This window comes from Oleispirillum naphthae, from assembly GCA_027864655.1.
Lineage (GTDB): Bacteria > Pseudomonadota > Alphaproteobacteria > Rhodospirillales > Rhodospirillaceae > Oleispirillum > Oleispirillum naphthae.
This window is the reverse complement of sequence record JAQAZG010000002.1, coordinates 112,750-131,290: the sequence shown is the minus strand read 5'-3', so window position 1 is coordinate 131,290 and position 18,541 is coordinate 112,750. Positions and strand designations below refer to the sequence as shown.

General features: G+C 69.5%; 17 protein-coding genes. 1 reads left to right on the top strand and 16 read right to left on the bottom strand.

The features are described from left to right. Window positions 1–34: 34 nt before the first annotated feature. The 13 genes from O7R11_RS02815 to fliI all read right to left on the bottom strand — a co-directional run bounded on the left by O7R11_RS02815 (window position 35) and on the right by fliI (window position 15,016). The gene (locus O7R11_RS02815) at window positions 35–1,144 is read right to left on the bottom strand and encodes a DnaJ domain-containing protein (protein WP_337995966.1); all 1,110 of its coding nucleotides are present in this window, start codon (window positions 1,142–1,144) and stop codon (window positions 35–37) included. 1 nt (window position 1,145) lies between these two features. Beyond that, entirely contained in the window at window positions 1,146–3,017 is a 1,872-nt protein-coding gene (locus O7R11_RS02810) for a hypothetical protein (protein ID WP_337995965.1), read from the bottom strand. Window positions 3,018–3,032: 15 nt separating this feature from the next. After that, on the bottom strand, window positions 3,033–3,836 hold the full coding sequence (locus tag O7R11_RS02805; protein WP_337995964.1) for a MinD/ParA family protein: 804 nt from the start codon (window positions 3,834–3,836) through the stop codon (window positions 3,033–3,035). Next, window positions 3,833–4,840 (bottom strand): flagellar biosynthesis protein FlhF, encoded by a 1,008-nt coding sequence (locus O7R11_RS02800; RefSeq protein WP_337995963.1) that lies wholly within the window; start codon window positions 4,838–4,840, stop codon window positions 3,833–3,835. Before O7R11_RS02800 ends, O7R11_RS02805 begins: the two co-directional genes overlap by 4 nt. 18 nt (window positions 4,841–4,858) lie before the next feature. After that, window positions 4,859–7,021, bottom strand: coding sequence for a flagellar biosynthesis protein FlhA (flhA, locus tag O7R11_RS02795; RefSeq protein WP_337995962.1), 2,163 nt, complete (start codon window positions 7,019–7,021; stop codon window positions 4,859–4,861). 5 nt (window positions 7,022–7,026) lie between these two features. Beyond that, entirely contained in the window at window positions 7,027–8,355 is a 1,329-nt protein-coding gene (locus O7R11_RS02790) for a sigma-54-dependent transcriptional regulator (protein ID WP_337995961.1), read from the bottom strand. Window positions 8,356–8,371: 16 nt separating this feature from the next. Beyond that, window positions 8,372–9,184, bottom strand: a complete 813-nt coding sequence (locus O7R11_RS02785) for a motility protein A (RefSeq protein ID WP_337995960.1) — start codon at window positions 9,182–9,184, stop codon at window positions 8,372–8,374. 24 nt (window positions 9,185–9,208) lie between these two features. Then, window positions 9,209–9,571, bottom strand: coding sequence for a flagellar motor switch protein FliN (gene fliN / locus O7R11_RS02780; RefSeq protein ID WP_337995959.1), 363 nt, complete (start codon window positions 9,569–9,571; stop codon window positions 9,209–9,211). Between the two features lie 10 nt (window positions 9,572–9,581). Beyond that, window positions 9,582–10,373: a FliH/SctL family protein gene (locus tag O7R11_RS02775; protein ID WP_337995958.1), complete on the bottom strand. Its 792-nt coding sequence runs from the start codon at window positions 10,371–10,373 to the stop codon at window positions 9,582–9,584. Between the two features lie 40 nt (window positions 10,374–10,413). Next, the gene (gene fliG / locus O7R11_RS02770) at window positions 10,414–11,433 is read right to left on the bottom strand and encodes a flagellar motor switch protein FliG (RefSeq protein ID WP_337995957.1); all 1,020 of its coding nucleotides are present in this window, start codon (window positions 11,431–11,433) and stop codon (window positions 10,414–10,416) included. 27 nt (window positions 11,434–11,460) lie between these two features. After that, window positions 11,461–13,095 (bottom strand): flagellar basal-body MS-ring/collar protein FliF, encoded by a 1,635-nt coding sequence (gene fliF, locus O7R11_RS02765; protein ID WP_337995956.1) that lies wholly within the window; start codon window positions 13,093–13,095, stop codon window positions 11,461–11,463. Between the two features lie 164 nt (window positions 13,096–13,259). Beyond that, window positions 13,260–13,691: a hypothetical protein gene (locus tag O7R11_RS02760; protein WP_337995955.1), complete on the bottom strand. Its 432-nt coding sequence runs from the start codon at window positions 13,689–13,691 to the stop codon at window positions 13,260–13,262. Further along, complete coding sequence (gene fliI, locus O7R11_RS02755) at window positions 13,691–15,016, bottom strand: flagellar protein export ATPase FliI (RefSeq protein WP_337995954.1); 1,326 nt, start codon at window positions 15,014–15,016, stop codon at window positions 13,691–13,693. The genes O7R11_RS02760 and fliI overlap by 1 nt, the downstream gene beginning before the upstream one ends. Before the next feature lie 130 nt (window positions 15,017–15,146). Between fliI and ctrA the strand changes: the two genes are divergently transcribed. Beyond that, on the top strand, window positions 15,147–15,824 hold the full coding sequence (gene ctrA / locus O7R11_RS02750) for a response regulator transcription factor CtrA (protein ID WP_337995953.1): 678 nt from the start codon (window positions 15,147–15,149) through the stop codon (window positions 15,822–15,824). A 204-nt stretch (window positions 15,825–16,028) separates the two neighbouring features. Here ctrA and O7R11_RS02745 read toward each other — a convergent pair whose 3' ends face one another. From O7R11_RS02745 to O7R11_RS02735, 3 genes are all read right to left on the bottom strand, one after another. Continuing rightward, window positions 16,029–16,862, bottom strand: a complete 834-nt coding sequence (locus O7R11_RS02745) for a CheR family methyltransferase (RefSeq protein WP_337995952.1) — start codon at window positions 16,860–16,862, stop codon at window positions 16,029–16,031. 3 nt (window positions 16,863–16,865) lie between these two features. After that, window positions 16,866–17,990, bottom strand: coding sequence for a protein-glutamate methylesterase/protein-glutamine glutaminase (locus tag O7R11_RS02740; RefSeq protein ID WP_337995951.1), 1,125 nt, complete (start codon window positions 17,988–17,990; stop codon window positions 16,866–16,868). Between the two features lie 121 nt (window positions 17,991–18,111). Next, complete coding sequence (locus O7R11_RS02735; RefSeq protein WP_337995950.1) at window positions 18,112–18,486, bottom strand: response regulator; 375 nt, start codon at window positions 18,484–18,486, stop codon at window positions 18,112–18,114. Window positions 18,487–18,541 lie beyond the last annotated feature (55 nt).

Below are 18,541 nucleotides of genomic sequence, written 5' to 3'. Positions count from 1 at the left end.
CGCTCCGGCGGGGCTTTTTTCATGCCCTGGCGGCTTATTGCAGGTCGTCGAGGGGGAGAAAGCCTTCCTTGCCGTCGGGCAGGCGCACCCGCACCCAGTTCTCGCCGGGTACGATCGCGACCATGGTCACCTTGGCGCCCTTGGCGATGCGCGCCAGAACCGGCGTGCCCGCCCCCGGCCCGCCGCGCAGGGCGATGCCGTCGCGCAGGGTGACGAAGCCGGGCAGCGGCGTGTTGGGGCCGCTCGGCAACGCGACCAGGGATTTCGACGCGGGCTCCGGCGGCGGCGCAGCCTCGCGGCGCAGCGACAGCCCCATGGCCAGCGCCACGATGAGAACCACCGCGGCGAACGGCGCGGCCTGCACCCAGAAGGCGCGGCCGAAGCGCCGCCAGCGCCCCTTCAGCGTTTTTTTCGGCATGCCGCCCAGGGAGGCGAGCAGGGTCTCCGCCTCGTGGCGGAAGGCGGTGCGCGCGGCGAAGGGCAACGCCTGCACGATGCTGGCGCGCGCCAGCTCCACGTCGCCGTTGCCGAGGAAGGCGCGCGCCTGGGAGAGCAGCATGCGCGCGTTCGGCTCCACCGGCATCTCGCCGCCCAGGAGGTTGCGGACCAGCGCGGGAAACGCCCACAGCGGCCCCTGCGGCAGGGCGGTCATCCCCCGCACCCAGGTGTGCAGCGAGGCGCGGATCGCCGCGTCCTGCGCGCAGCGCGGGCAGAACACGCCGGAAACGCTGCGCCGCGTCGGGTGCAGCGGGCGTCCGCCCACCTCCTGGAAGATCACCACGCGCGGCTGCGCAGACCGCGTGCCGCAAGCGCGGCAGGAGAAGAACCTCGCCTTCGGCGGCGGCTCGCGCGGCGCTTCCTCCGGCCGCGGCGGCGGAGGCGGCGGGGGCGGCGGGGACTTCGGCAGCGGCTTCTTGCGGGCGGAGGCCTCGTGGTAGCGCTGCCGCGTCGAAGGGTCGCCGAGCACGTGGTAGGCCTCGTTGAGCAGGCGGAACTGCGCCTCGGCGTTGGGATGGCCGTTGTGGTCGGGGTGCAGGCGTTTGGCGCGGGCGCGGAAGGCCGCCTTGATCGCCTCGGCGTCGGCCTCCGGCGGCACCCCGAGGATGCCGTAGTAGTTCTTGGGATCGATATCGCCCTTCGCCATCTCACACCACCAATCCGGGGCCGCCCGGCGTATCGCCCGCGTCCTCCGGCGTCACGAAGCGCGGCGTCACCGCAAAGCCGAGGCTGCCGGTATAGCCCACCGCGCCGAGGGTCTCGACGAACAGGCCGCGCAGCTCCGCGGGCATCTGCGCGGGCAGCGCCGCATGGGTGCGGATCACCACGTCCAGGCTCTTGACCGCGGCGTTGACCAGGCCGTCGATCTGCATCGGCCCGAGACGCGACAGCGAAATATCGAGGAGGAAGCGGGTGTCGTCGCGGCGCGGGGAACGGCGGCGCTCCGCCTCTTCCTCCGCATCCTCCCGATCGGGGGCGCGGCGCACCAGCATGTGGATGCGCTCCACCGCGCCGCCGACGACGAAGGGCAGCGCATAGGCGCGCCATTCCCCGGCCGGACGGCGCGCCGCCTGCGCGCCGTCGCGCACCTCGTCGGCCAGCCGCGCGGCGAGCTTGCCGGCGCGGCCCGCCTCGCGGTCGTCGGCGCGGCGCGCGATCTCCGGCAGGCCGAGCCAGGCATCGGCGTTGCCCGCGCGTACCGCCGCCACCGCGGCGGCGAGGTTGGCGAGCATCTGCGGCCCCGGCTGCGGCAGGCGCGCCGCCAGATCCGCCGCCGCCGCGGGCGCGGCGCGGGAGAGCGTCTGCATCAGCGCGTCAAGGGTGGCCCACGGGCTCGCCGCGCCGGGCAGCGCGGGCGGCGGCGCGGCATCGGCAGGCACGGCGGAGAGCACGTCGAAGCGCACCTGGGTGCCATTGGGCAGGGGCGCGCGCACGTCGAGCGCGATGAACCCCGCCTCGGTGCGCAGGGTCGGCTGGCCGAGGGAGGAGCGGCTGATCACCACGCCGGAAAGCGTCACGGGCAGCGCCGCCCCCGAGGCGGCGGCGGGCGCAGGGGCGGGTGCGGCGGCGGGGTCCGGCGGCGCGGCGGCGGGCGTTTGCAGCGGACGCGCGGCGGCGGGACCCGCGCCCGCGGGCGGCGCGCCGGGGTGCGCCGCCGCGCCGGAGGCGGCGCCAAGCCCCGGCAGCGCGGATTGCGGCGGCGCGGCGGGATTCGGTGCGGCAGGGTTCCGCGCCGCGGACGCGCCGGGCGCGGCCGGGACCGCGCCGGACGACGGCGGCGCAGCGGCGGCGGCGAGCCCCGGCGTCGCGGGCGGCGGCGCGCCGGGAACGGCGGACGGCGCACCGCGGCCGATGCGCCCCATCGCCGCATAGCGCGCCGCCGCGTCGGAGGCGGCGGGCGCGCCGCCGGGCGCGGCGGCGGCTCCCGCGGGCGCGGCGGGCGGCGCGGTCTCCGGCAGGGAAATCCGGGTGAGGCGCACCGACAGCCGGGTGCCGGGCACCAGCGTCAGCGGCGCGCCCTGCGCGGCGGCATCCTGCATCACGTCGCCGCGCAGCACCAGGGCGGGCACCGGGCGGCCGACGCCGATGGTGCTCGCCGCCGGGGCGGCGGAGGCCTCCTGCGCCGCCGCCGCGCCCTGCGCCGGGGCGGCGGAGGCGGCGGACTTGAGCGCGAAGGCGGGGTCGGCGAGCACGCGGGCAAGCGGCAGGCCGTTCACCGCGGCGAGGCGCAGGGTGGCGGCGTCGCCCGCCGCCTGCGCGGTGCGCAGCAGCAGTTCCGCCCCCTCGGGCAGGGGCAGCGGCAGCCGCGCCTCCACGGTCACCGTGGAGCCGTCGGGCAACGTGGCGGAAACCTGCGCCGCGCCGTCGGCGGCGACCGCGAGGATGCGCGCCTCCAAGGGCGTGCCGCGCGGCAGGGCGGCGATCTGCGGCGAAGACAGCGTCACCACCGCCGCCGCCGCGCCCGCGCGGGCGGCGGGCGGCGGCATCGGCGGCGGCGGCGTGACGCTGTTGTTGTTCACATCGGCCTCCCCACCCTAACCGGCGAGCAGGCGGTCCGCGATGGCCTCGACGTCGATGGCGGCCTCGGCATTGGGATGACGGGTCAGAATCGGCGTCTGGTTGCGGATCGCCTCGCGCACCCGGGTGTCGCGGCGGATCACCCCCGCGAGCGGCGGCGAAATTTTGAGGAAGCCCTGGCAGGCCTTGAGCAGGGTGTTGTAGGTGCGCTCGCCCTCGCGGGTGGAGTTGGCGGCGTTGACGACGATGCGGATATCCACCCCCGCCGTCTCCACCGCCGAGATCTTGATGAAGGCGTAGGCATCGGTGAGCGCGGTGGGCTCGTCGGTGGTGACCACCAGAATGGTCCCGGCGCACTTGGCGAGGCTGCGGATGGATTTCTCCACCCCCGCGCCGAGGTCGAGCACCGTCTGGTCGTAGCCGTCGGCGGTGAGCCGCAGGTCCTCGGTGAGAATCTGTAGCCGCGACAGCGGAATGTTGGCGAGCGAGCCGGAGCCCGAGCGCCCGGCGACCACGTCGAAGCCGCCCGCCTCGTAGCGCATCGTCGCCTGGTTGAGGGTCAGCTTGCCCGCGACCACCGAGCCGAGGTCGTACTTCGGCATCAGGCCGAGCTGGATGTCCACGTTGGCCAGCCCGAGGTCGCCGTCGAACAGCAGCGCCCGCCGCCCGCGCCGCGCCAGCGCGTGGGTCAGGGTGATGGCGAACCAGGTCTTGCCGACGCCGCCCTTGCCGGAGGCGACGGCGAAAATGTTCTTGCCGCGCGACGCGCCGGCGCGGGCGAGGATCGGGGCGGACGCGGGGGATGGTGACGGCGTGGTCATGCGGGTACCTCGTTTTCGTCGGCCCAGGGCGGGGGCGGCAGTTCGGCCGCGTCGTCGGGCGGCAGGATCAGGCGCGCGAGCGAGATCGGGGTGATCGGGCACAGCCCGTCGGCGACGTGGGGGTTGATCGTGACGTCGCAGAACTTCAGCTTGCCCGCCTCGGCGGCGGCGAAGATGCCGCCGAGCCGCCGCGTCATGTCGAGCCTCGTCGCAAGCAGGCGGGTCGCGCCGACCTCGGCGAAGGCGCGCGCCACGTCCCAGCTTTCCACCGGGTCGCCGCCCGCGTTCATCACCAGGATCGGCTCCATGTCGGCGCACTCGCAGAGGGATTTCAGATAGTCCATGTCGGGCACGCTGAAGGGGTTGAGGCCGGGGCTGTCGATCAGCACCAGATCGGCCTCGACGGCCTGCTCGCGCAAGAGTTTTTCCAATGACAATGCGCCGCGCGCCTTCAAAAGCTCGATTTCGAGAATCGACGTGAAGGCGCGCAACTGATCCATCGCGCCGGCGCGCACCGCATCGGCGGAGATCACCTTGACCCGCCGCCCGGCGAGGTGCGCCCGCGCCGCCAGCTTGGCGACGGTGAGGCTCTTGCCGGTGCCCGGCGGCCCGATCAGGATGAACGGCAGCTTGGCGGTGCGCTCCGGCAGCGGCGCGAAGGCGAAGGCGGAATCGAGCGCCGCGGCGCAGGCCATCACCGGCCCCTCGTCGCCCAGCCCGCGGGCGATGGTCATCAGCCGCTCGATCAGGCGGTCGGGCACGCCGTGATAGACGAGCGCCTCGCGCACCCGCGCGAGCGAGCGCGGCAGCCCGCGCGGCCCGTCGAGGGCGGCCCGGATCGCGTCCTCCTCATGCCGCGAATCCTCCACCGCGGCGGTGATGCGCACGCCCTGCCCGCCGACGCCGCGCTGGGTGGAAACGATGATCGCCTCCTCCCCCAGTTCGGCGCGCACCATCTCCATGGCCTCGGCCATGCTCGGCGCGGTGTAGGTCTTCAGGCGCATGGCGGCGCAGTGCTCCCGTTAAATCTGCCCCAGGGTGCGGATCTTCGCCTTGGGGTGAATCTCGTTCTGGCTCATGATAACCGTAACCGGGCGGAATCTCTCGATAATCGAACGCACGAAGGGACGAATTGTCGGGCTGGTGAGCAGCACCGGAGTTTCCCCCTGCTTGGCGAAATTCTCGAAAGCCTGGCGCACCCGCGCGATGAACTCCTGCAACTGCGAGGGCGGCATGGCGAGCTGGCGCTCGTCGCCCTGGCCGACGATGGTGTCGGCGAAGGCCTGCTCCCAGGCGGGCGACAGCGTCACCAGCGGCACCACGCCGCTGCCGTCGGCATTGGCGTCGCAGAGCTGGCGGGCGAGCCGGGTGCGCACGTGCTCGGTGATCAGGGTGATGTTGCGGGTGTGGGCGCAGGCCTCGGAAATGCCTTCCAGAATGGTCGGCAGGTCGCGGATGGAGACGCGCTCCTGCAACAGGTTCTGCAGCACCCGCTGCACGCCGGAGACGGTGACCTGGGCGGGGATGACCTCGGCGACCAGCTTCTGGTGTTCCTTGTCCAGTTCGTCGAGAAGCTTCTGCGTCTCGGTGTAGGAGAGGAGGTCGGCCATGCTCTCGCGCACCACCTCGGTCAGGTGGGTGGTGATCACCGTCGGCGGATCGACCACGGTGTAGCCGCGGAACATCGCCTCCTCGCGGTGGCCCATGTCCACCCACATCGCGGGCAGGCCGAAGGTCGGCTCGTTGGTCTTCTCGCCGGGCAGGGTGATCTCGTCGCCGCGCGGGTCCATCACCAGCAGCATGTTGGGGCGCAGGTCGCCGTGCCCGGCCTCCACGTCCTTGACGTAGATGACGTACTGGTTGGCGGCGAGCTGCATGTTGTCCTGGATGCGCACCGAGGGCATGACGAAGCCCATCTCGGTGGCGAGCGCGCGGCGCAGCGCGCGGATCTGGTCGGTGAGGCGGTAGTTGCCGCTTTCGTTGATCAGCGAAAGCAGGCCGTAGCCGAGTTCCAGGCGCACGTTGTCGATCTTCAGCGCGGTCGAGATCGGCTCCTCGGCGGGCGGCGGCGCCTGCCGCGTCTTGGCCTGGACCTCGGCGGCCTCGGCGGCCTCGAGGCGGCTCTGCGTGCGCCCGACGAAATAGGCGCCCGCGCCCGCCGCCACGGAAAGCAGCAGGAACGGCAGCAGCGGCGTGCCGGGCAGGAGCGCCAGCGCGCCCGCCAGCGCCGAGGACAGGCCCAGCGCCTTCGGGGTGCTCCCCATCTGGGCGAAGAGAGCCTTGTCGGTGCTCTCGGTGAGGCCGCCCTTGGAGACCATCACGCCCGCGGCGACGGAGACGATGAGCGCCGGAATCTGCGACACCAGGCCGTCGCCGACGGTGAGCCGGGTGTAGGTGTCGGCGGCCTTGGAGAAGGGCAGCCCGCCCTGCGCCATGCCGATGATCATGCCGCCGACGACGTTGATGCCGGTGATCAGCAACCCGGCGATGGCGTCGCCGCGCACGAACTTCGAAGCGCCGTCCATCGCGCCGAAGAAGGCGCTTTCCTCGGCCAGGGTCTCGCGGCGCTTGCGCGCCTCCATCTCGTCGATCAACCCGGCGGACAGGTCGGCGTCGATCGCCATCTGCTTGCCGGGCAGGGCATCGAGGGTGAAGCGGGCGGACACCTCGGCGATGCGGCCCGAACCCTTGGTGATGACCACGAAGTTGACGATCACCAGGATGATGAAGACGATCACCCCGATGACGAAGTTGCCGCCCATGATGAAGCCGCCGAAGGCCTGGATCACCTTGCCCGCGGCGCCGGTGCCCATGTGCCCGTCGGCGAGAATGAGGCGGGTGGAGGCGAGATTGAGCGACAGGCGCATCAGGGTGCCGATGAGGAGCACCAGGGGAAACGACGAGAACTCCACCGGCTTCTCGATGAAGATCGCGATCATCAGCACCAGCACCGAGAAGGTGATCGACATGGCGAGCGCGATGTCGAGCAGCCAGGGCGGCAGCGGCATGATGAGGACGACGAGGATCATCACCACGCCGAGGGCGAAGCCGAGATCGCCGCGTTTCAGCATGCTGCCGAGGCGGCCGAGCACCTTGGCCCCGAAGTCCCCGGCAAAGCGGGAGACTCCTTCGGCGGATTGCGCCGCGGTTTCGGCCGGCAGCCTGGTTTCGCCTTTTCCCGCCATTGCGCTTATGGACCCACGGCCTCGCCCTCACCGGGCGCCGGCACCGCGTGACCTTCCTCGATGTACTGGCGCAGCTTGTTGCGCAGGGTGCGGATGGAGATGCCGAGAATGTGGGCCGCGTGGGTGCGGTTGCCGACGGTGTGCTTCAGCGTGTCGATGATCAGGTCGCGTTCGACGTCGGCGACGGTGCGCCCGACCAGGGAACCTGTGCCGCCCCCCTCCGCGGCGTCGTCCGCGTCCTCCAGCAGGAGAATCTGCTCCGGCCCGACCTCGTCGCCGGTGGCGAGGAGGACGGCGCGGTGCAGGGTGTTTTCCAGTTCGCGCACGTTGCCCGGCCAGGCATGGCGCAGCAGTTCCTCCCGCGCCGCGGCGGAAAGCGGGCGGAACGGCAGGCCGTTGGCCTCCGCGTACTTCCGCACGAAGTGCTCGGCGAGCAGCGGGATGTCCGCCTTGCGCTCGCGCAGCGGCGGCAGCAGCAGGTTGAGCACGTTCAAGCGGAAGTAGAGGTCCTCGCGGAAGCGCCCGGCCTTGACCTCCGCCTTCAGGTCGCGGTTGGAGGTGGCGATGATGCGGGTGTCCACCTTCACCGGCTTGCCGCCGCCCAAGCGGTCGATCTCCTTCTCCTGGATGGCGCGCAGGAGTTTCGCCTGCAACCGGGTGTCCATCTCGGAGATTTCGTCGAGCAGCAGGGTGCCGCCCGAGGCCTCCTCGAAGCGCCCGACGCGGCGCGACACCGCGCCGGTGAACGCCCCCTTCTCATAGCCGAAGAGCTCGGATTCCAGCAGGTTCTCGGGAATCGCGGCGCAGTTGACGGCGACGAAGCGGGCGCTCGCGCGGCGGCTCTTCGCGTGGATGAAATGGGCGATCACCTCCTTGCCGGTGCCGGACTCGCCGGTGACCAGGATGCTCGCCTCGCTTGGCGCGACCTGGGCGGCGAGCTTGACGATGCGGTCCATGCGCGGATCGGCGTAGAGCAGCGCGTGGCTCTCCTCGGCGATCGCCTCCAGCACCGCGGCGATCATTTCCGCATCCGGCGGCAGGGGGATGTATTCCTTCGCGCCCGCCTGGATGGCGCGCACCGCGGCCTTGGCGTCGGTCTCGGTGCCGCAGGCGACCACCGGCACGCCGATGCGCTCCGCCTCCAGGCTGCGCATGAAGGAAACGATGTCGAGGCTCACGTCGAACATCACCACGTCGGCGCCCTTGCCGGCGCGCAGCACCTCGAGCCCCGCCGCGGGGGTGTCGGCCTGCAGCACCGCGGCGCCGCGCGCCACCGCGATGCGGCTGGCGGCCCCGATCTGATTGCTGAGCGATCCGACGATCAACAGGCGCATGGTGGTGCCTTCTCCCTCAATCGTAGAAGCGGATGCGCTTGGCGGGCGGCATCAGGCTGTTGAGCAGCATTTCCAGGCGGCGGGGGTTTTCCTGCCGTCCGATCGAACCGGTGGTGACCAGGGTGAGCTGGCCGATCAGCGCCTCCTCGGCGGAGTTGCGCTCGAGCTTGGAGGCAAGCGGGTTCAAGACCATGTGGGCCAGCACCGCGCCGTAGAAGGTGGTGAGCAGCGCCACCGCCATCGCCGGGCCGATCGCCGCGGGGTCGGACAGGCGGCCGAGCATCTGCACCAGACCGATCAGGGTGCCGATCAGCCCCATCGCCGGGGCGATCTCGGCGGCGCGGCGCAGCACCGAGGCGGACTTGCGGTGGCGGCCGAGCATCGCGCCGAGTTCGCGGCGGATGACGTCTTCCACATCCTCGACCTTGAGGCCGTCCACCACCATGGTCAGGCCCTTCTGCAGCATCGGGTCGGCGATCTCGCCGCGGGAGAGCGGCGCCTGTAGGGAAAGCAGGCCGCCGCGGCGCGCGCCGTCGGCGATGCGCAGGAGTTCGAGCGCGGTGGCCGAGGGGTCGCGCCGCTGGTAGGAGACGGTGCGCAGAATCGCGGCCACGGTGACGCCCATGTCGGTGACGGTGAAGCTCGCCATGGTCAGCATCGAGGTGCCGCCGAAGACGATGAGCATGGAGGGCACGTCGAGGAAGGCCTGCGGCGCGCCGCCGAGGTAGAGCGCGGCGGCGACGAGGCCGAGCGCGCCCACCAGCCCCAACAGGGTCGCCGGGTCGAACGCGTTGCCCACGCCCCCTCTGTCGTCGCGGTCCTCGCTCATCGATGGCCCCTCGCCCGCCATGCCTCAGGTACGCTCGCTCTTGATGATTTCGGTCATCGTCACGCCGAGGCGGTTTTCCACCACCACCACCTCGCCGCGCGCCACCAGCCGGTCGTTGACGTAGATGTCGATCGCCTCGCCGACCTTGCGGTCGAGCTCCACCACCGCGCCGCGGCCGAGCTTGAGAAGCTGGCTCACCTGCATCGAGGACTTGCCGAGCACGGCGGACACCCGCACCGGAATGTCGTAGACCGCCTCCAGATCCGCGGCGGAGCGCGGCTTGTCCATATCGGCGAACTCGTTGGGTTCGTCGTCGGCGGCGGCATCCGCGGCGGACGGCGGCGCGCCGCCGTTCAGTTCGTTGAGTTCCAGGTCGTCGTCGGCCATCGTCGTCTCCTCACTCCGCCTCGGTGGAGGCCGCGCCGGCGGCCCCTTCCGGCGGGGACCCCGGCTCCGGCGCGCGTTCCGAGTTTCGCGCTACGATATCCTGAATCCGTTGAAAAAGCGTGTCTACGTCGCGTTCCGCGCCGCCGTTGTCCCATTCCAGGCGGCAATCCGCCGGTCCCACGGCGGGATCGGCCATCACCACCACCATGCCGTCGAAACCGCGGTCGCGGGCCAGCGGCTCGATGCGGCGGCGCAGTTCGTCCGCGTTGTCCGAAGCGACGCGCAAAATCAGGCGCGGCTCGTTGAGGAGATGCGGCAGGCAGGCGGCGACCAGCCGCTCCACCTCGGCGATGCCGTGCTCCTGCGCCATCCTCGGCAGCAGCTTCTTCACCACCGCCACGGCCAGCGCCGCGGCCATGCGGTGGGTCTCGGCGTTGGCCGCGTCCTGGCGGCCGCGCAGGGTTTCCATCTGGTCGGCGATGGATTCCAGCGCCAGCACCTGGAAGTGCAGGGCGGACTCCTCGGCGTCCTTCAGGCCCTGGGCGTGGCCGAGCACGCGGGCCTCCTCGCGCGCGGTCTCCAGGTCCTCCTCGGAGAACAGCGGCGGCGGCGGCGGCGGTTCGGCCTCGGCCTCCTCCACCTGGCCGTCCACCGCGCGATCGGGCGCGGCGCGCGACTGCGGCGGCGCGCCGAAGTCGTAGGAAAAGAGGAAACGGCGCACCGCATCCTCCGCCTCGGCCTCGCCGTCGAGGCTGCCGAATGCGTGGAAGGCGTTGTCGCGTTTGGAGAGCTTGGTCGCCATGCCTGCCTTTCCGTGGTGCCGCGGCGTCGCCGCCGGCGGCTCAATACACCAGTTCGTCTTCCTCTCGGCCTTCCGAGATGACGATCTGGCCGGAGTTCGCGAGTTCCTTCGCCAGGGTGACGATGAGGGCCTGCGCCTCGTCCACCTCGCGCAGCCGCACCGGCCCCATCGCCTCCATGTCCTCGCGCAGCATCTTGCCCGCACGCTCGGACATGTTCTTGAAGAACATTTCCTTGATCGGGTCGGAAGCGCCCTTGAGGGCGAGCGCCAGCTTGTCCTTCTCGACGTGGCGCAGCAGCGTCTGCACGCCCTGCGCGTCGAGGCGCACCAGATCCTCGAAGGTGAACATCAGGGCCTTGATGCGCTCGGCGGATTCGCGGTTGCGCTCCTCCAGGGCCGACATGAAGCGGTTTTCCGAGTTGCGGTCGAGGTTGTTGAAGATGTCGGCGATGAGTTCGTGGGAATCGCGGCGGTTGGTCCGCGCGAGGTTGCTCATGAACTCGGTCCGCAGGGTCTTTTCCACGCCGTCCAGCACCTCCTTCTGCACCGATTCCATGCGCAGCATGCGCATGATCACTTCCATCGAGAAATTTTCCGGCAGCAGCGCCAGCACCCGCGCCGCATGGTCCACCTTGATCTTCGAGAGCACCACCGCCACCGTCTGCGGGTATTCGTTCTTGAAGTAGTTGGCCAGCACCTGCTCGTTGACGTTGCCGAGCTTGTCCCACATCGTGCGCCCGGCGGGACCGCGGATCTCCTCCATGATGTTGGCGACGCGGTCCTTCGGCAGCGCCTTCATCAACAGGCGCTCGGTGCTCTCGTAGGTGCCGACCAGCGAACCGGTGGCGGAGATCGCATCGGCGAACTCGATGAACAGGCGCTCCACCAGGGCGGCGTTGACGGTGCCGAGCGCCGCCATCACCTGGGAGATCTCCTTGATCTCCTCGTCGTCCATCAGCGAGAACAGACGCGCCGAGTGCTCCTCCCCCAGGGAGAGGAGGAACAAGGCCGCCTTCTGCGGTCCGGTCAGGCTGCGGTAGTCTTCCTTTGCTCGCGCCACGGCGTTGCGGTCTCCGTTTCAGATGGCTCAGGTTTCCTGATACATCCAGTTGCGCACGATGCTCAAGGCTTCCTCCGGATGCTTCTGGACGATCTCGCCGATCTTGCGCAGCGAGGACGCCTTGACCCTGCCTTCCACCTTGTCGATATCGATCAGTTCCTCGACCTCCAGGTCCTCCTCGTCGTCGGAGGGCACCATGGAGCCCATGGGCGCGGCGAGCTGCGGCGCCGTCTGTTCGGTGATGAGCTGGCGGCTCGCCTGCTCCGAAGGCGTGGGCAGGCTCTCGAAGGCGCGGGTGACCAGCGGCCGGACGATCAGCAGGATGACCAGGATCGCCACCACGGCGACGCCCAGGCCCTCGGCCATGCGCATGATCTCGGCCTTGGTGAAGCCCATGAACAGCGGCTGCTCGGCGGGGCCGAAGGCGTCGGTCGCGGCCTGGAAGCGCATGTTGATCACATCCACCTGGTCGCCGCGCGCCGCGTCGAAGCCGACGGCGGAACGCACCAGGGAGGCGATCTTGTCCATCTCCTCCGGCGTGCGGTCCGCATAGGTGGCGGTGCCGTCCGGATTGGTGGCGGTGATGCCGTCCACCAGCACCGCGACGGACAGGCGCTTCACCACGCCGTTCTCGCGCACCGAGTTGGAGATTTTCTTGGTGATCTCGTAGTTGGTGGTCTCCACCGAGCGCTGGTTCGAGCTGGTGGCGCGGCCGTTCTCGGAGCCGAGGTTGCTGTCCGGCAGGTTCTGCTGCACCGAAACCGCGTCGCTCTGCTTCTCGTCGGTCTGGGCGCGCTCGCTCTCGGTGACGGTGGAGCGCACCACCTGGCCGTCGGGGTCATAGCTCTCCTGGTTGGTGACGACGCGGGCGAAGTCCATCTCGATGCTCACCTCGGCGCGCACCTTGCCGGGGCCGAGGCTGCGGGCGAGCAACTCCTCCACCGCCTGGGAGAGACGGTGCTCCTGCGTCTGGCGCATCTCCTCGTGGGTGGCGGCCATCACCTGCTTGTCGTCCTCGAAGCCGCGGGCGAGCAGCGTGCCGTGGTCATCGACGATGGAAATCCGCGAGGGCTTGAGCTTCGGCACCGCCGAGGCGACGAGGTACTGGATGGCGGAAACCTGCCCCTTGGAGAGCGAACCGGCGCGCAGCCGCAGAATCACCGAGGCGGAGGGCTCCTGCGCCTCGCGCGAGAACATTTCGCGCTTCGGCAGCACCAGGTGCACCCGCGCGGCGGCAACCGTGCCGATCGCCATGATGGTGCGCGACAGTTCGCCTTCCAGCGCGCGCACCAGGTTGACGTTCTGCATGAAGTTGGTGGCGCCCAGCGCATCCATGTTGTCGAACAGCTCGTAGCCGTTGATCACGCCGGAATTGTGCGCCACCTCGGCGGTCTCCAGGCGCATCTTCAGCATCTGGTCGCCGGGCACGTAGATGTCGCGGCCCTCGGCGCGCAGCTGGTAGGGAATGGTCTTCGCCTCGAGCTGGCGGGTGATGGCGCGCGCCGCGGAGGTGTCGAGATCGCTGTAGAGAAGCTCCATCTTCGGCGCGCCCATGCGCATCGAAAAATAGATGATGAAGCCGAGAAGCCCGACGCTGACGGCGGCCATCGCCATCAGGCGGCCGGGACCCAGGCTGCGCAAGGATTGGATGAACGCGTTCACGGCAGGGCGACCTCGCACTGGCGGAAGAGGCGCGCACGCGCCTCTCCTCACGGATTCCGGTTGTTCCTGAAGAAAGCCTATAGCCGGGGGGTTAAAGAGATGGTTAACGGGCGGCAATTTTTGCCGGGCGGGGACTCGCCGGAATCCGCGGAGTCGCCGCTATTCTACCCAGCGTTGCGGCGGCGGTGGTTGATCGCCGCAATCTCGTCCAGCGCCGCCTGCTCCTTGCGGGCGCGCTCCGCCGCGGCGCGCAGGTCGCGGTTCTTCTGGATCTGCTCCAGGGTCTTGAAATCGCGGTAGACCTCCGCAACCTTGTCGCGCTGCCCGGAAATCGCCGCTTCCAGCAGAATGCGTTCCTGGTCCAGGCGGGTGCGGCGCGCCACCGCGGCGGCGGCGAAATCGCCATAGGCGCGCCCGGCCAGTCCCGCCGGGTCGGCCGCGGCGACCGTCTGCTCGCGGCGCACCTCGTCCTCCAGCGCGGCGCGGCGGCGCGCCACCACCGCTTCCTGCGCCAGCATCTGGCCGAGGATGCGGCGCTCCTCGTCCACCATCCATTTCTTCAGCCGGATCAGGGCGTGGATATCCTTGCCCGCCATCAGTGCGACAGTATCTGTTCAAGCGCCGCATAGCCCGCGGCGAGATCGGTCGCCTCGGTCTTCGCCTGGGCGAGAAACTGCTCCAGCGGCGCGCTGTAGTGGACCGCCTCGTCCACCTCCGGATTGCTGCCCGTGCGGTAGGCGCCGAGGCGGATCAGCTCCGCCATGTCCTCGTAAGTGGCCATCAGCCGCCGCGCGCGGCCGACCAGGGCGTTCTCTTCCACGCTGTTGCAGGCGGGCATGGTGCGCGACACGCTGCGCAGCACGTTGATCGCGGGATAGCGGCCGCGCTCCGCGATGGCGCGGTCGAGCACCACGTGGCCGTCGAGGATGCCGCGCACCGCATCCGAGATCGGCTCGTTCATGTCGTCGCCCTCCACCAGCACGGTGAACAGGCCGGTGATGCTGCCCACGCCGCCCGCGCCGGGCCCGGCGCGCTCCAGAAGCTTCGGCAGCTCGGCGAACACCGAGGGGGTGTAGCCCTTGGAGGCGGGCGGCTCCCCGGCGGAGAGGCTGATCTCGCGCTGCGCCATGGCGAAGCGGGTGATGCTGTCCATCAGCACCAGGATGTCGCGCCCGGTATCGCGGAAGAACTCCGCCACCGCCATTGCGGTGTGCGCCGCCTGGCGGCGCATCAGCGGGCTCTCGTCGGAGGTGGCGCACACCACCACGCTGCGCGCCAGGCCGTCCGGCCCCAGGTCGTCCTCCAGGAACTCGCGGGCCTCGCGGCCGCGTTCGCCGATCAGCCCGACCACGGTGGCGTCGAGGCGGGTGTGGCGCGCCATCATCGCCAAAAGCGACGACTTGCCGACGCCGGACCCGGAAAAGATGCCCATGCGCTGGCCGCGGCAGCAGGTGAGGAAGGTGTTGAGGGCGCGCACCCCGAGATCCACCTTGCCCTTCACCCGGCCGCGCAGGTGCGCCGAGGGCGGCGTGGCGCGCACCGCATAGGGGACATCGCCCTTGGGCAGCGGCCCCTTGCCGTCCACCGGCTCGCCGAAGGCGTCGATCACCCGGCCGAGCCAGGCCGGATGCGGATAGATCGCGGGCTGGCTTTCCGTCACTTCGGCGCGGCAGCCGAGCCCGATGCCCTCCAGCGCGGTGAACGCCATCAACAGCGCACAGCCGGCGCGGAAGCCCACCACCTCGCACGGCACGCGGCGGCCGGTGCGCGCGATCAGGGCACAGCGGTCGCCGACGGAGAGCGCGCCGTGCGCGCCGCCCACCTCCACCAGCATGCCGGAAACCCCGGTGACGCGGCCGAACACCTCGTAGTCCGGCAGCTGCTCGATTTCGTGCAGCATGTTCTGGATGAGAACCGTCATCGCCTCGCGCCTCCGGACATATCGGCGGCAGGATACCGCGCCTCCCTTAAGAGGCGGTAAAGACACATTGCGCGGACGCAACGAAGCGGCTAATCTGGCCTCGTTAACCAAGGTTAATGCGAGGCGCGCCATGCGGGTTCTGCTGGTCGAAGACGATCCGATCCAGGCGCAAACCATCGAAATGATGCTGCGCTCCGAGACCATGGTGGTGGACGCCACCGGCCTCGGGGAAGACGGCCTGGAGATCGGACGCCTCTACGAATACGACATCATCATCCTCGATCTCGGCCTGCCCGACATGGACGGCCTCGACGTGCTGCGCCAGTTGCGCGCCGCGCGCATCGCCACGCCGGTCTTGATCCTCTCCGGCATGGACGATACCGACCGCAAGATCAAAAGCCTCGGCCTGGGGGCCGACGACTACCTGACCAAGCCCTTCGAAAAGGGCGAACTAGTGGCCCGCCTCCACGCCATCATCCGCCGCTCCAAGGGCCACGCCGCCTCGGTGATCCGCACCGGACGCCTCAGCGTCAACCTCGACACCCGCTCGGTCACCGTGGACGACACGCCGGTCCACCTCACCGGCAAGGAATACGGCATCCTCGAACTCCTCGCCCTGCGCAAGGGCACGACGCTGACCAAGGAACAGTTCCTCAACCACCTCTACGGCGGCATGGACGAACCGGAACTCAAGATCATCGACGTGTTCATCTGCAAGCTGCGCAAGAAACTCGCGACGGTCAGCGGCGGCGATTCCTACATCGAAACCGTCTGGGGCCGCGGCTACGTGCTGCGCGATCCGAGCTGAAAACCAAAACCTCGCGGAGGGACTCGGTCCCTCCGCACAACACAGTTGCTCCCGTAACTTTATGTTTTTGCGCGTAGCGCCATAAGTCCCTGCCGGATGCGGCGGGGGTCGATTGCCGCTACGCGGCGAAAACAACGTCAGGGGGTCTGGGGCCCGCGGCCCCGGCGGGGTCCGGGGCGGCGCCCCGGCCCGGTTTTTCCGGCGTCACACCGGCGCTGCGCCGGCGCCGCCGGAAAGCTCGTACATGCCGCGCTGACCGGCGATCGGGCGGAACTTGTCGGAGATGCCGAGCACGGTTTCCGCGCCGCCGAGATAGAGGAAGCCGTCGGGGCTCATCACCTTGGAGACGTCGGCGAGGACCTTGCCCTTGGTTTCCTGGTCGAAATAGATCAGCACGTTACGGCAGAAGATGACGTCGAAAGCGCCGAGGGTGGAGCGCACGTCGGTGAGCAGGTTGAGCGGCCGGTACTGCACCATGGCGCGCAGGCGGGCGTCGATCTGCCACATCTCGTCCTTCTTCTGGAAGTATTTGACCAGAAGGGTGATCGGCATGCCTCTTTGCACCTCGAATTGGGAATAGAGCCCGGCCTTGGCCTTTTCGAGGATTTCGGTGGAGAGGTCGGTGGCGACGATATCGATGCGCCAGCCGGAGAGCTTCGCCTCCATCTCCTTGAGGATGATGGCGAGGGAATAGGGTTCCTGTCCGCTGGAGCAGGCGGCGCACCAGACGCGGATCTGGCGTTTGTCCTTGCGCGCGGTCAAGAGCGCGGGCAGCACGCGCTCGCGGAACTGGTCGAAGGGTTTGGTATCGCGGAAGAAGAAGGATTCGTTGGTGGTCATCGCCTCGGTCACGTCCTTGACCAGGGCGGGATCCATGCGGCGGATCGCGGCGACGAGCTCGTCGAGGCCTTTCATGCCGCGGCGGCGGGCCACCGGCATCAGGCGGCTCTCGAGGAGGTAGGACTTGTCCTTGGAGAGGACGAGGCCCGAACGTTCCTTCAAGAGCTTGGCTACGAAATCGAAGTCTTCCGGTTTCATCGTTTATTGCCTCGCCGCCACTTTTTTGATGTAGGCGCCGATTTCCGGCAGGGGGAGCACGGCCGAGCAGATGCCCGCTTGCGCCGCGGTGCCGGGCATGCCCCAGACCACCGCGGTTTCCTCGTCCTGGGCGATCACCGTGCCGCCGGCCTCGACGAGCACGGCGCCGCCCTTCGCGCCGTCCGAACCCATGCCGGTGAGAATCACCGCAAGGGCGCGGCGGCCATAGACCTTGGCGACGGAACGGAACATCGGGTCCACCGCCGGCTTGCAGAAGTTTTCCGGCGGCCCGTCGATGACGCGCAGAACCTGCTCGACGCCCTTGCTCTCCACCAGCATGTGGAATCCGCCGGGCGCGATATAGACGTTGCCGCCCCGCAGAACCTCGCCGTCCTGGGCTTCCTTGGCGGGCCAGCCGGTGACGCGGGTGATGTGCTCGGCGAGGATGGTGGTGAAGGTGGCGGGCATATGCTGGGTGATGATGATCGGCTGCTTCGGCGGCATGCCGCTGCGCAGATCGCCGAGCACCTTGAACAGCGCCTGCGGCCCGCCGGTGGAACTGCCGATGGCGATGATGTCGGGAAACTCGATCTTGTGCTGGCGCAGCTGGATCGGCGCGGTGGGGCTGAGCAGCGAGGCCCGCCCGCCGCCGAGCGCGGGACGCTGGAACGGCGTGCGCGCGGGCGCTGCGCCGGGGCGCGCCGGCTGGGGCGCCGGGCGGCGTGCGCCGCTCCTGCGCAGCACCGCGCCGAGGGTGACCACCTTTTCCAGCAGTTCGCGTTTGAAATCCTGGCCGCCCGAGAGCTCGCGCGTCGCGGTGGGCTTGGGAATGTAGTCCACGGCTCCGAGTTCGAGCGCGCGGAGCGAGATGTCGGCGTTGTGCAGGGTAAGGGTGGAGGCCATGATGACCTTGAGGTCCGGCCGCTTATTGAGCATCAGGGGCAGCGCGGTCATGCCGTCCATCACCGGCATTTCGATGTCGAGCAGCACCACCTCGATATCGTAGCGGTCGAGCGCCCTGACCGCGGCATCGCCGTTGGGAACCGAGGTCACCACCTGCACGTCCGCCGCGTCCTCCAGCATGCGCGTAATCAGGCCGCGCACCACGGCGGAGTCATCGACGACCATGACCCGGATCGGATCGGATCCTCGTGCACCGGTTAACGACGAGCCACCCTCGGACAACCGTTCTCTCCCCTCTTGCCGCTCCCAGCGGAATCAGCCCGCCTTCTCCTCGGCTGCGGCTGCCTTACTTCGGCTCGAGCAGGCCGACCTGCTCGAACTTGGCCTGGATGATCTCGCCGTCGAACGGCTTCATGATGTATTCGCTGGCGCCTGCTGCGATCGCCTGCTGAATGTGCTGGATATCGTTCTCGGTGGTGCAGAACACCACGATGGGCTTGCCGCCGCCCGGCAGCTTGCGCATCTCGACGAGGAATTCGATGCCGTTCATCACCGGCATGTTCCAGTCGAGAAGCACCGCCTCCGGCAAGGAGCCCTTGCAGTAATCAAGCGCCTTCGCACCATCCTCCGCCTCGGCGGTCGCGAACCCGAGTTCCTGCAGGATCTTCCGGGCCACCATGCGGATCACCTTGGAATCATCGACAATCAGGCAGGTCTTCATTGCAAATCATCCCAACGGGTAAGACTACGATCTGAAAAAACCGGCGACGGCAGGA